10 protein-coding genes are annotated in these 13,529 nt (G+C 70.4%); 6 read left to right on the plus strand and 4 right to left on the minus strand.

Going from position 1 to position 13,529, the window contains the following annotated elements:
• Positions 1–39: 39 nt before the first annotated feature.
• From ABH926_RS12340 to ABH926_RS12355, 4 genes are all read left to right on the plus strand, one after another.
• Complete coding sequence (locus tag ABH926_RS12340) at positions 40–456, plus strand: hypothetical protein (RefSeq protein WP_370365614.1); 417 nt, start codon at positions 40–42, stop codon at positions 454–456.
• Between the two features lie 576 nt (positions 457–1,032).
• Positions 1,033–4,470, plus strand: coding sequence for a S8 family serine peptidase (locus ABH926_RS12345; RefSeq protein WP_370365615.1), 3,438 nt, complete (start codon positions 1,033–1,035; stop codon positions 4,468–4,470).
• Between the two features lie 160 nt (positions 4,471–4,630).
• Positions 4,631–5,071 (plus strand): iron chaperone, encoded by a 441-nt coding sequence (locus ABH926_RS12350; protein ID WP_370365616.1) that lies wholly within the window; start codon positions 4,631–4,633, stop codon positions 5,069–5,071.
• A gap of 89 nt (positions 5,072–5,160) precedes the next feature.
• Positions 5,161–6,681: an SDR family NAD(P)-dependent oxidoreductase gene (locus tag ABH926_RS12355; RefSeq protein ID WP_370365617.1), complete on the plus strand. Its 1,521-nt coding sequence runs from the start codon at positions 5,161–5,163 to the stop codon at positions 6,679–6,681.
• A gap of 76 nt (positions 6,682–6,757) precedes the next feature.
• Here ABH926_RS12355 and ABH926_RS12360 read toward each other — a convergent pair whose 3' ends face one another.
• A complete protein-coding gene (locus ABH926_RS12360; protein WP_370365618.1) occupies positions 6,758–7,501 on the minus strand; it encodes a helix-turn-helix domain-containing protein in 744 nt (247 codons plus the stop codon).
• 72 nt (positions 7,502–7,573) lie between these two features.
• On the opposite strand from ABH926_RS12360, the gene ABH926_RS12365 reads away from it, so the two are divergent.
• Positions 7,574–8,824: an alpha-L-fucosidase gene (locus ABH926_RS12365; protein ID WP_370365619.1), complete on the plus strand. Its 1,251-nt coding sequence runs from the start codon at positions 7,574–7,576 to the stop codon at positions 8,822–8,824.
• An 87-nt stretch (positions 8,825–8,911) separates the two neighbouring features.
• Entirely contained in the window at positions 8,912–9,085 is a 174-nt protein-coding gene (locus tag ABH926_RS12370) for an AAA family ATPase (protein ID WP_370365620.1), read from the plus strand.
• Between the two features lie 93 nt (positions 9,086–9,178).
• Here ABH926_RS12370 and ABH926_RS12375 read toward each other — a convergent pair whose 3' ends face one another.
• The 3 genes from ABH926_RS12375 to ABH926_RS12385 are packed head-to-tail and all read right to left on the minus strand — an operon-like array spanning position 9,179 to position 13,526.
• Positions 9,179–10,705 carry a right-handed parallel beta-helix repeat-containing protein gene (locus ABH926_RS12375; RefSeq protein WP_370365621.1) on the minus strand — a complete coding sequence of 509 codons (1,527 nt, stop codon included), beginning with the start codon at positions 10,703–10,705 and terminating at the stop codon, positions 9,179–9,181.
• Positions 10,706–10,719: 14 nt separating this feature from the next.
• Positions 10,720–12,666: a DUF5107 domain-containing protein gene (locus ABH926_RS12380; protein ID WP_370365622.1), complete on the minus strand. Its 1,947-nt coding sequence runs from the start codon at positions 12,664–12,666 to the stop codon at positions 10,720–10,722.
• A complete protein-coding gene (locus ABH926_RS12385; RefSeq protein ID WP_370365623.1) occupies positions 12,663–13,526 on the minus strand; it encodes a carbohydrate ABC transporter permease in 864 nt (287 codons plus the stop codon). Before ABH926_RS12385 ends, ABH926_RS12380 begins: the two co-directional genes overlap by 4 nt.
• Positions 13,527–13,529 lie beyond the last annotated feature (3 nt).

The raw sequence follows: 13,529 nt of genomic DNA on the forward strand, positions 1-13,529 counted from the left end.
TTTAGGATCGCGGAAGGCTCAACGATATGGGGGACACCCGTGATCTGCTTCTTCGATCCGGCGCACGGCCAGGCGTCAGTCAACGTCATGTGGCAGCCGCAGTGGGGCGTGGCACGACCGGTCGAGGTCTGCCAGTTCTGTGCGCAGCGCATCCAGACCACTCAGCCGCCGTACTACCAGCCGGTCCAACAGCAGGGGTATCCACAGCAGGGCTACCCCCAGGCCGGCTATCCGCAGCAGGGCTATCCGGCGCAGCAGCCGGGCTACCCGCAGCAGGCGCAGTACCAGCAGCCGCCGCACCAGGGGCACAGCACCGGTGCGGTGATCGGCGCGGGCGCGGCGGGCCTGGTCGGCGGGATGCTGCTGGGCGAGATGCTCGAGGGCGATGAGAACAAGCGCGACGAGCAGCAGGCGTACGAGCGCGGCTTCGAGGAGCGCGGGTACTCCGACCAGTAGCAGTTCCAGCAGCAGGAGTATCAGCAGCAGGAATTCCAGCAGCAGCAGGAGTTCCAACAGCAGGAGTTCCAGCAGCAGGAATGGCAGCAGAACGACTACCAGCAGGCCGACTATGACCGCGGCGGCGACTTCGGCGGCGGGGACTACAACAACGGCGGCGGGGACTACAACAACAACGGGGACGACGGCTTCTTCTAAACCCCGCGGGACCCGGCGGTCCATCGGAAATCGCCGTATCCTATAAAAGTGCTAATACCCGTCAGGGCGGGGATCCACGGATCCCCGCCCTGACGGCGTTTCCACCCTCACGACCCTTGCTCACCCCTTACCGCGTAGACGCCGCCCCGCGCACGTATCACGAGGTGAGCGCAAGTCCAGGCGTGTCGCAACGTAGAAGCGCCTACGTCTTTCTGAGGTTCCTGACACCCTCTACTGTGACGAGTATCGATCTTCGCAATGCAGTAGACGCATTGCCATTCTCCGTTACTCGTCGCAAGACCCTGTAAGGCACCACCCGGGTTCCATCACAAAGGGGGCGTGCGGCGGCGTGGCCGCGCGCCGGGAGAAAGGCACACCATGCAGTTTGCCCGCAGGCACCGCATCGCGGTGGTCGCGGTCACGGCACTGGGACTGGGAATCGGCACCTCCGCCGCGGCCCTGGCGAGTCCCATGTCCGCCAAGCCGTCGGCGGCCCAGCAGTTGGCCGCGCTGTCGACCGGCGCGAAGCACTCCGTGATCGTGCTGCTGAAGAACCAGCACCCCGAGCTTTCGGTCAAGACCGCCAAGTCCCAGCGCAAGGCGGCCACCGCCGCCGACCAGGCTCCGCTGGTCAGCAACGTGCAGGCCACCGGCGCGCAGGACATCAAGAAGTTCTCGGTGATCAACGGCTTCTCGGCCAAGATGACCGACGCCGAGGCCGCGAACCTGCGGCAGAACCCCTCCGTCGAGGCGGTCGTGGCCGACCAGCAGCGGGTCGTCGACCCGCTGTCCGACGCGCAGAAGGCGGCCATCGCGGACTCCGCCAAGGGCGCCGCCTCTGCTGGTACGGCGCAGACCGGTGCCGACGGCCAGACCCCGGCCGACAAGGTCCTGCCGGGCACCTGCCCGACCGACCCGAGCAAGCCGCTGCTGGAGCCTGAAGCGCTGCAGACCACGAACACCGCGTTCACCGACACCAACCGGCCGCAGGCCCAGAACCTGGTGGACGGCAAGGGCGTGAAGGTGGCGTGGATCGCCGACGGGCTGGACGTCAACAACCCGGACTTCATCCGGGCCGACGGCAGCCACGTGTTCAGCGACTACCAGGACTTCTCCGGTACGGACCCGAACGGCAACGAGAGCGGCGACGAGGCCTTCGGCGACGCCAGCTCCATCGCCGCGCAGGGCCTGCACAGCTACGACCTGTCCAAGTACGTCATGCCGCACCACCCGCTGCCCGCGGGCTGCAACATCACCGTCCGCGGTGTCGCCCCCGGCGCCTCGCTGGTCGGCCTGAACGTGTTCGGCGCGGCCAACCTGGTCTTCGACTCCACCGTCGTGCAGGCCATCGACTACGCGGTGAACGTGGACAACGTCGACGTCATCAACGAGTCGCTGGGCAGCAACGCCGAGCCCACCGAGGGCCTGGACGTGACCAGCCTGGCCGACGACGCGGCGGTCGCCGCCGGCGTCACGGTCGTCACCTCCACCGGCGACGGCGGCGTGACCAACACCGAGGGCCAGCCGGCCGTCGACCCGAACGTGGTCAGCGTCGGCGCCACCACCACCTTCCGGGACCAGGCGCAGACCGGTACCGGCGGCGCGCGGAACCTGGCCAGCGGCTGGGCCTCGAACAACACCGCGGCGCTGTCCTCCTCCGGCACCAACGTCAAGGACCGGGTTCCGGACCTGGTCGCGCCGGGCCAGGGCGGCTGGGCGCTGTGCAGCCCCGAGGCCCGCTTCAGCGCCTGTGTGGACTACAACGGCAACCCGGCCTCGCTGGAGGACTTCGGCGGGACGAGCATGGCCTCGCCGCTGGTCGCCGGCGGCGCCGCGTTGGTCATCGAGGCGTACGAGAACACCCACGGCGGGGTCCGTCCGACGCCGCAGCTGGTGAAGCAGATCCTCACCTCCTCGGCCAGCGACCTGGGCCTGCCGGCCGACCAGCAGGGCGCCGGTGAGCTGAACACCTACCGCGCGGTCCGGACGGCCATGTCCGTCAAGGACGGCAACGGCGCGCCGAAGGCGCAGGGCGACGGCCTGATGGCCACCACCGCCGGCGGCGACACCCAGGTCTCGATGATCGGCAACGGCGGCTCCAAGCAGAGCGCGTCCGTCACGCTGACCAACACCAGCCCGAACACCCAGACGGTGTCGGCGGACGTGCGGGAGCTGGACACCACGGTCGCGAACGTCTCCGGCACCAAGGCCGTGGACTTCACCGACCCGAACTCGCCGTGGTTCTACGAGGGCTACACCCTGGGGACCCCCGGCCTGAAGCGGCACTGGTTCAGCACCACGTTCACCGTCCCGGCCGGCGCCGACCACCTGACCGGCACGGCCACCTGCGCCTGCGGTGGCACCAGCACGCTGCTGCGCCTGGTGCTGGTCGGCCCGAACGGCGAGTACGAGAACTGGAACAGCCCGCAGGGCACGACCAACTACGCGCAGGTCGAGCAGGCGAACCCGCCGGCCGGCACCTGGACGGCGTACTTCTACGCCAACGCCAACGCCACCGGCTTCAAGGGCAACGTCAACTATGACTTCCTGGCCACCAAGTACAAGGCCGTCGGCTCGGTGAGCCCGGCCGGCGCGGTGCTCAAGCCGGGGCAGTCGCAGAAGTTCACGGTGCGGCAGACGCTGGGCGCCAACCCCGGCGACGTCTCCGCGGCGCTGGCCTTCACCACCGGGTTCCACCAGGTCACCACGGTGCCGGTGACCAAGCGGACGCTGATCTCCACGAACAACGACGGCGGCACCTTCACCGGTGCGCTGACCGGCGGCAACGGCCGCGCGAACACGCCGTCGCAGACCGAGTCGTACTACTTCGACGTGCCGCGCGGCAAGAAGAACCTGGCGATGAACCTGACGTTCAGCGGCAGCCACGCGGTCTCGGCCTACCTGGAGTCCCCGGACCACCAGGTGGTGTCGCTGAGCACGAACATCGCGGTGGACGCGCAGGGCAACGAGAGCCTCCAGCCCTCGCTGACCGGCTACGCCGACGCCCCGGCGGCCGGCCGCTGGGCCCTGGTCCTGGACGACAACAACCCGGCGATCCTGGCCGGCGACCTGGCCGATCCCTTCGCCGGCCGGCTGGGCTACAACGCGGTCGACGCCAGCGCCAAGGGCCTGCCCTCGGGCAAGCTCGCGGCCGGCAAGGCGGTGACGGCGACGGTGAAGATCAAGAACACCGGCGCGGCCCCGCTGACCGTGTTCGCCGACCCCCGTCTGAACAGCAGCGCCGACTACGACCTGCCGGCGGCGCAGCCGCTCGGCGCGACCGTCGCCCTGCCGTTCGCCACGACCGGCGCGCAGCCCTCGTTCCAGATCCCGACGCACACCACGGAGCTGCGCGCGTCGCAGTCCTCGACGATCGCCGCTGACTTCTCGGCCAGCAGCCCGTCGGGCACGCCGGAGATCTACGGTGTGTCCAAGGGCCTGACCGCCTCGGTCACCGTCGACTCGCCGTGGATCACCCAGGGCGTCTGGGGCCAGGACCCGACCCCGGTCGGGCCCACGAACGCCGCCGTGACCGGCAGCGCGACCGAGGCCGAGAGCGTCACCACGCTGGCCTTCGACCGCTCGGCCGTGGCCGGCACCGGCGACCTGTGGCTGGCCGGGGTCGACCCGACCGCGCCGGCGCTGGCCCCGGTGACGATCCTGCCCGGCCAGACCGGGACGATCACCGTCACGTTCACGCCGACCGGCAAGAGCGGCAGCAAGGTGAGCGGTGTCGTGTACCTGGACACCTACAACGCGGCGTTCGGCACCGCCGACGAGCTGACGGGCCTGCCCTACAGCTACACGGTGAAGTAGTAGCGAGCCGCATTCAGACGGCGGGCGCTCGGACCTCGGCGGTCCGGGCGCCCGCTGTCGTGTGTTCCTTCTGTGCTCCTGTTTCTTCTGTGCTCCTGTACTTCTTCACTGATCAGTTTTGGAGAAGCCCGGCGCGGCCTGTCTTCCTACGCTGGACGACATGGCGAACACGACGAAGAAGAGCACCGAGAACTTCAGCGACGAAGAGCGCGCCGCGATGAAGGAGCGCGCGAAGGAGGTCCGGTCGGCGAAGAAGGCCGCGACCGGCGCGGACGCCGAGGCCGAGGTCCTGGCGAAGATCGCGGAGTTCCCGCCGGACGACCGCGAGCTGGCCGAGAAGCTGCACGAGCTGGTGAAGGCGGCGGCGCCGGCCCTGACCCCGCGGCTCTGGTACGGGCAGCCGGCGTACTCCAAGGACGGGAAGGTGCTGGTGTTCTTCCAGCCGGCGTCCAAGTTCAAGACCCGCTACGCCACCCTCGGTTTCAGCGACGTGGCCGCTCTCGACGACGGCGAGATGTGGCCGACGTACTACGCGCTCACCGAGATGACGGACGCGCTGAAGAAGCGGATTGCCGAGCTGGTGGCGCGAGCGGCTGCCTGAGGCGGCCGGAGCAGCACCGCACGCCGGGTAGATTTGTGCGGGTGATCGAGCAAGACGATGTGGTGGCCGGACAGTCTGACGGTGCCGTTGTGACTGATGAGGCCCCCGAGGACTTCGGTCCCGGCATCGCCCCCGAACGCCTGGCGCTGCTGCTCGACATCCTGGCCGAGGTCGAGGAACTGCCGACCGAGCATCCCGACGCGGTGACCGTGCGGCGGGCGACGGCCGGGGTCTACAAGAGCGTCAAGATCCGGCGGCGGGCCGAGCGGCAGGCGCGGGTGATCGAGGCGGATCGCGCCGTCACCGCCAAGACCGCGACCGGAGCGCCGACCCGGCTGGACGACGAGACGCAGGGCCTGCCGCTCAGTTCGGAGACGGCGGCGTCGGGCAACGCGGTGGCCGGGGTGCTGAACCGCGAGCGCGGCTGCTACATCTGCAAGGAGCGCTACCGCGAGGTGCACGCGTTCTACCACCAGCTGTGCCCCGACTGCGCCGCCGAGAACTGGAAGCGCCGCGACGCCCGGGCCGATCTGACCGGCAAGCGGGCGCTGCTCACCGGCGGCCGCGCGAAGATCGGGATGTACATCGCGCTGCGGCTGCTGCGCGACGGCGCGCACCTCACCATCACCACCCGCTTCCCGAACGACGCCGCGCGCCGCTTCGCCGCGATGCCCGACAGCGCCGAGTGGCTGCACCGGCTGCGGGTCGTCGGCATCGACCTGCGCGACGTGGCGCAGGTGGTGGCGCTCGCCGACTCGGTCGCGGCCGAGGGGCCGCTGGACATCATGGTCAACAACGCCGCGCAGACCGTGCGGCGCTCGGCCGGCGCCTACGAGCCGTTGGTCCGGGCCGAGGCCGAGCCGCTGCCCGACGGGCCGCTGCCGGAGCTGGTCTCCTTCGGGCGCTTCACCGGCTCGGGGCTGGTCGCGCTGCCCGGGCAGACGCGGTCCTCGGCGGCGATCGCGGCGGATCTGGTCGGCGTGGGGGCGCGGGGTCTCGGTATCGCCGACGGTGTCGCGGGCGCGGACCTCGTCTCGCTCGCGCTGACCGCCGGCTCGGCGGCGCCGGACCGCATCGCGGCCGGCACCGCGATCGACGCCGGGGGCCTGGTCCCGGACCTGGCCGACACCAACTCGTGGGTGCAGACCGTCGAGGACGTCGACCCGATCGAGCTGCTGGAGGTCCAGCTCTGTAACTCGACGGCGCCGTTCGTGCTCATCAGCAGGCTGCGGAACGCCATGAAGGTCTCGCCGGCGGCGCGCAAGCACATCGTCAACGTATCGGCGATGGAGGGCGTCTTCAGCCGCGGCTACAAGGGCGCCGGGCACCCGCACACCAACATGGCCAAGGCCGCGCTCAACATGCTGACCCGCACCAGCGCGCAGGAGATGTTCCAGACCGACGGCATCCTGATGAACAGCGTCGACACCGGCTGGATCACCGACGAGCGGCCGCACCCGGACCGCGTTCGGCTGGCGGGCGCGGGCTTCCACGCGCCGCTGGACCTCGTCGACGGCGCGGCCCGGGTCTACGACCCGATCGTGCGCGGCGAACAGGGCGAGGACCTGTACGGCTGCTTCCTGAAGGACTACGCGAACGCCGGTTGGTAGGCCTTCGGCGGTCGCGTTACCGACCGTGTCACCGACCGTGTCACCGACCGTGTCACCGGCCGTGTCACCGGCCGTGTCACCGGTCACGCAGAGCTCGCGGCGAGGCTCCGAACGCTTTGCGGCACGCCTTGTTGAACGCCTGGAGGTCCGGAATCCCCACGGTCGTGGCGATGGCGGTGACGGACAGCGTTGATGCCTGCAACAGATGCAGTGCGCGGGCCATCCGCCGCGAGGCGATGTAGCCGACGACCGTGTCGCCGACGTGCTGGTGGAACAGGCGGGTGAGCTGGTTGTGCGAGACACCGGCGATGCGGGCCAACTCCGCGACCACCAACGGTTCGGCCAAGTGTTCCTCGATCCTGCGGATCACGGCCGCGACGACCGGATTCGGCGGCGCGGCTCCGTTGGCGTCCGCGAGGTCTGATACGCGCCACAGTGCTGCCCACACCGCGGCTGCCGAACGATCCGGCGAGGTCGGGAACGCGGCCACCGCGTCGAGGAGCAGCTCGCGCAGGATCGGCAGGGCCGGGCCCGCGTCGCCGACGAAGGGGTCGCGGCGTCGGCATCCATTCAGGGCGAAGTGGACGTACAGATGCTCGGAGCGTCCCCGGTAGCGGAACTCGACGGTGGTGCCGGGCGGGACCAGGCTGACGGTTCCCGGGCGGAGGTCGAACCACGCGCCGTCGGCGGCGAACGCTGCGCTGTAGCTGTAGAGGTGCAGCTGCCACAGGTCGGGGAGGCGGAAGACGTCCACCGCGGTGTTGATGCCGTGGACGCCGACGCCGGCGTTGGCCACCAGCGGCGGCGTCTCGAGCTCCATGGTGAAAAACTACCAGTGCGGGTGATCCAGACCGATCCACAGCACTGCTCTTCGCGCCTAGCGTGGTGAACCGTGACCATGCAGCCCTGGTTCGCCGACGCCAAGCTCGGCATCTTCGTCCACTGGGGGATCTACGCCGTCAACGGCATCCCGGAGTCCTGGTCGTTCTACAACGGCGAGATCACCTACGAGAACTACATGAAGCAGCTTGACGGGTTCACCGCGAGTGCTTACGACGCGGGGGAGTGGGCCCGGCTGTTCAAGGCGGCCGGTGCGCGGTACGCGGTACTGACGTCCAAGCACCATGACGGCGTCGCGTTGTGGGAGACGGCCGAGAACGATCTGAACGTGGTGAAGCGGACGCCGGCCGGGCGCGACCTGCTGGCGCCGTACGCGCAGGCGATGCGCGACGCGGGGCTGAAGGTGGGGCTGTACTTCTCGCATCTGGACTGGTCGCACCCGGACTACCCGTTCCACTCGCGGGAGGAGTTCGAGAGCGGCGCGGCTGGCGAGGTTGCCGGGGCCGCGGAGGATCCGCAGGCGTGGGAACGCTTCCTGAAGTTCCACCGCGCGCAGCTGAAGGAGATCGTCGAGGGCTACCAGCCGGACCTGCTGTGGTTCGACGGCGACTGGGAACGCCCCGAGGAGCAGTGGCGCATGGCCGAGCTGCGGGAGCAGCTGACGGCGCTGAAGGCGGACATGGTCTTCAACTCCCGCCTGCTGGGCCACGGCGACTACGCGACGCCCGAGCAGGGCGCGCCGATCACGCCGCCGGAGGGGCCGTGGGAACTGTGCTACACGGTGAACAACTCGTGGGGCTTCCAGCGCAACGACCACGACCACAAGCCGATCACCCTGCTGGTCCGCACCTTCGTCGAAACCATCGCCGGCGGCGGCAACCTCCTCCTGGACGTCGGCCCCCGCGCCGACGGCTCGATCCCCCCGGAGCAGGCCTCACGCCTGGAGGCGCTGGGCCGCTGGATCGCCCGCAACGAGCCGGCGGTCTTCGGCACGGTCCGCGGCATCCCCGCGGGGCACGTCTACGCACCGACGACCGTGTCGGCGGACCGGCGCACGCTGTACGTGTTCTGCTACGACCCGCCGCGCGAAGCGGTGACGATCAAGGGCCTGACGAGCAAGGTCAAGCGCGTCACCGCACTGGCCACCGGCGAGGAGCTGACGCACCGCCGCTACGGCGGCTTCGACCCGGTGCCCGGGGTGCTGGCGATCGACGCGCCGAGCGTCGCGGACCCGGTGGTGACGGTGCTGGCGATCGAGCTGGAGGGCGAGGTGGAGTTGTATCGGGGGGAGGGGCGGAGCTGAGGATCGGCTGGCGCCATCAGCGTGATCGGCAGGACCGCCCGGCGCCTCCCAACCGCCGCCAGCCCCCAACCATGCAATGGTGTCGTCATGCTGATCGCGATGGCGGGCCTCCCCGGCGCGGGCAAGAGCACGGTCGCCGAGCCGCTGGCCCGCGAGCTGGGCGCGCTGGTGGTGTCGGTGGATCCGATCGAGGCGGCGATGAGGACCGGTTGGTGCTCGACAGCCTGCTCGATCTGTCGGTCAATGTCGCGGCGGCCCTGACGTTTCTGGGCAGCGACCGCTAAACACAGCCAAACACGGCAAGCGCGCAGCGGCTCCCCCCACCGGATGCCGCTGCGCGCTCGTCTCGCCCGATCAGCAGCCGCGCACCCCCGCCCCGGCGTAGGCGCCGCGGTTCGGGGCGCCGGACGGGATCGCGTTGCCGAAGTAGTCCCGTCCGCCGTTGTGCGCGATGGCGATGCCGCTGGCCAGGGCCGGTGAGCCGGTGCACAGGCGTTCGCCGCGCGGGCCGGTGCCGCCTGCGACCAAGTGCGGGTTCGTGGTCAGTGTGCCGGTGCCCGGGGCGGTCGCGGTGTTGTAGAAGGTGTTGTCCGTCAGCTGGTAGCTCGTCGCCGCGGACAGGGCGAAGGTCGCGTCGGCCGGGGCGCCGGCGTTCACGACCACGTTGTTCGTGAACTGCACGTTCCGGGCCGTGCTGTCGTTGTTCTCGCGCAGCACGGCCATGCCGGCGCCGGGCTTCACGTAGATCGTGTTGTTGTAGGCCTGCACCGGGCCGGAGGGGCCTGAGCAGTTCTCGATGCCGCGGTAGGAGTCGTCCTGGCTGATGTTGTAGCGGATCACCGAGTTGCGGACGTAGCCGTCGGCGGTGCCGCAGATGAGGGCGAAGCCGCCGTCGTTGTCGTGGCTGTAGTTGTACTGGTAGACGATCGTGTCCGTGAAGTCGTCGATGTCGTAGGCCATCGAGTCCAGGTGGCCGTGGCCGCCGGAGACGTCGTTGTACTGGAACGTCACGTGGTCGGAGTCCCACGGCCAGATGCCCGCGTTGTAGCCGTGCGAGGCGACGTTGAAGCCGGCCAGCGTGTTGTGGTCGACCAGGCCGCCGGAGGTCTGCTCGACCACGATGCCGTCGCCGCCGGTCTGGGACAGGGTGTTGTCCTGGATCAGGACGTTGGTGAAGGGGTGCTCCTGCAGTCCTTCGTACTGCTGCCAGGACGAGGCGGTGACGATCCCTTCGCGGTTCACATGCTTCAGCGTGTTCCCGGCGATCCGCACGTCGTCGAACCACGTCGGGACGCTCGTCCCGTGCACGCTGACCACGATCCCGTCGCTGCCGTCGGCGTCCTTCGTGTCGTCCCCGAGCACGTCGTGGACGGTCACGCCGGAGATCACGATGTGCGACAGCTTGCCGGCGTCCTGCGCGTCCACATGGATGCCGCGGTGGTTGGTGCCGGGGTTCGCCGCGTTGGTCACGTCCAGGCGGTGGATCTCGAAGTACTGCTGGTTGCGCAGCGACACCGTCTCGACCGCGCCGTCGCCGTCGATCCGCGGGAGGGCCTGCCTGGCCGAACCGTACGCGTCCACCACGATGTCCGAGCCCGCCACGCCGGAACCCCGCGGTGCGAGGGTGCCGACACACGTCGTTCCGCGCGCGAACAGGATGTGGTCGCCCGGCGAGAAGACCGGCTTGTCCACGGCGGCCAGCGTGTTCCACGGATGCGCGGCCGAACCGTCGCCGTCGTGGGTGCGTGAACAGTCGACGTAGTAGAACGTGCCGGCCTGGGGCCCGATGCCGTGGGCCTGGACCGCCGGGGCGGTGCCGAGGGCCAGACCAGCGGCCGCCACGGCTCCCGCGACGGTGCGGCGGACGGTGAGGTGCGCCATGCGTTCCTCTCGAATCAGCTTCCGGACATCCGGAAGTCGTACTCGGGCGGTACTGGTCGGTCGGGGTGGGCGGCGAGCCACAGCAGGTCCAGGGAGGCCTCGCCCTCCTGGAGGTTGTCGACGGTGATGCCCTCGTCGAGCAGGCGCCGGACCTGGTCGATGTCACCGATCGCCTGCGCGGCCTCCGCGTGGTACAGGCGGATCCGGCCGTTGTCCCGGTCCTCCGGGGACAGCGCGCCGATGACGCTCAGCGTGTCGTGGGGGCGGTCGGCGGCAAGCAGGGCCTTGAGGGTCTCGATGGTGAGTTCGCGCAGATCAGGGTACATGCGGTGGGCCGCCAGGGTCTGGTTCGCGGCCTCCTCCGGCGAGTCGGCGAGGTGCGCCAGGGCCCGCTGCGCCCACGCGTTCGGGCGGTCGGCCAGCGACCGGGTCCACGCTTCGCGGGCGCCGTCGCGGTCGCCGTCGGCGAGGCGGAGCAGGCCGAGGTGGTAGAGCGCGTGCCAGTCGTCGGCGCAGGCCTCGAGCAGGGCGCGCCACTTCGGGCCGGTGACCGGGGACGCCGGCGGCTCGCTGGGCGGCAGCCGCTTGGTCAGCAGCAGGTCCAGCCACGGCTGCTGCTCGGCGTCGCAGGACCCGAACGGGTGCAGGGGGTCGTCGGCCACGGCGCCGGCCGCGATCTCGAGCGCGCCCCAGCCGGAGCCCCGGTGCAACAGTTCCGGGGCGGCATCGGCGGCATCAGCGGCATTGGCGGCATCCTCGAACCGTTGTGCGTCACCGAGCGCGGCCTCCAACGAAGCCCGCGGCACCAACTGCTCCAGCGCCCCGGCCACCGCGGCGCGGGACTCATCCCACGTCCCGTGCACCGCCGCCGGATCCGCCTCCAGCAGCCCGTACGCCTCGACCCACTCCCACGTGGCACCGCCGGGCAGCTCCAGGTGCTCCAACTGAGTCCGGGCCAGCCCGGCCTGGATCTCGATGTACTCCGCGTCCGGACCGGACAGCCACTCCTGCCAGCGCCGGCCGCCGGCCCCGATGCCCCACTGGAAGAGCTTGCGGCCGATCAGCCGGTCGGTCGAGGTCTGCACCAGGCCCGAGCCGCTCGCGTCCAGGGCGGCGATCCAGCGGCGCTCGCCGGACGGGATGTCCATGAAGAAGTCCGCCGCCGCCGGGAACCGTGCGGGGTAGCTCTGGTCGGCGGCGTTGCTGGTGTCGGCCGTGTCGGCGGTGTCGCCGTTCGGGAAGTCGACGAGTTTCAGCTGCGCCGTGTAGTCGAAGTGGAAGGCGCGCTCCGCCGGCGCCACCACGCGCACGTCAGGGCTCTGCGGCACCGCGATGTTCGACCACCAGTACACCGGCGTCGGCGCCTCGGCCGGGTTGTGCAGCCAGACGTGGACCAGCAGCGCCGGCGAGCCGGCCGGCAGCCAGGCGTCGACCGTCATCACCACCCGGCGCAGCCGCTCGAACTCGTACATCCGCAGCACCGGCGTGCCGTCCGGCGCGCTCAGCCGGACCGCGTGCAGCGGCGAGCAGGTCAGCGGCCAGTGGCCGGTGCCGCCGAGGTTCCACTCCACGCCGCCGGCCAGCCACGCGTCGCGCAGCGCCAGGTTCGCCGGCTGCAGGATCGGGTTGCGGTGCAGCAGTTCGCGGCCGGTCGGCCGGTGCACCAGGGACCACAGCCGGCCGCCGTGGTCCGGGAGGAACGTGGCGGTCAGCACCTCGTTCTCCAGGACCAGGGTCGGCAGTTCGCGCGGGGTGCGCTCGCGCGTGTACGAGTCCTGCATCGTGTACGGCAGCAGCGTCGGGGGCCGTCCGTACTCCAGGTTGCGGGCCATGTCCGGGTAGGGGGCCACGGCCGAGTCGAAGCCGGGCCGGGCGATCCCGTTCAGGATCGGCAGCGTTCCGGCGGCCGGGTCGGCGGCGCCCTCGATGGCCAGGACGTCGCGTCGGAGGTGCGTGCTCACTTGCCAATCCCCACTGTCATACCTTGGATGATGCGGCTGCCGAGCCAGCTGAACAACGCGATCATCGGGGCCAGCACCACGCACACCCCGGCGAACATCGCGCCCCAGTCCAGGCCGTTGAGCTGGGCCTCCTGGACGAAGTTGGACAGCGCCACCGGCAGCGTCACCTTGTCCTGGCTGTGGGTCAGCACGATGGCGAACAGCGTCTCGTTCCACGCCGAGATGAACTGCAGCAGGAACGCGGTGATCAGGCCGCCGCGCGCCACCGGCAGGATCACCTTGGTGAAGGTGCGCAGCGCCCCGGCGCCGTCCAGCACCGCGGCCTCCTCCAGCACCTGGGGGATGCCGGAGAAGAAGCCGGTCAGCAGGTAGACGGTGAAGGGCATCGCCAGGCCCAGATACACCAGGATCAGGCCGGGCTGGGAGTCGTCCAGGTTCGCCTTGGCCATGCCGATGAACAGCGGGACCACCATGACCTGCCCCGGCACCCCCAAGCCCATGGCGAAGGTCATGCTCATCGCGCCGGAGACCCGGTTGCGGCGGCGGGCCAGCGCGTAGGCGCAGGGCGCGGCCACCGCGACGGCCAGGACCGAGGACAGCACGGCGACCAGGACGCTGTTCAGCGCGGCCTGGCCGAAGCCGCCGTCGGAGAACACCTTGCCGTAGTTGGCGAACTTGGGGTGCGTCGGCACGCCGAAGGGGTGGTTGAGGATGTCGGTGCCGTCGCGCAGCGAGGTCAGCAGGATCCAGCCGATCAGGGCGATGTCGGCGGCCACCACCACCCACACCACGCCGGTGGCGATCCGCATCGGCAGGCTGGCGGGCCTGCGCCGGGCGGCGGTCATTGTTCGGGACGTCATGAG

Source organism: Catenulispora sp. GP43, from assembly GCF_041260665.1.
Lineage (GTDB): Bacteria > Actinomycetota > Actinomycetes > Streptomycetales > Catenulisporaceae > Catenulispora.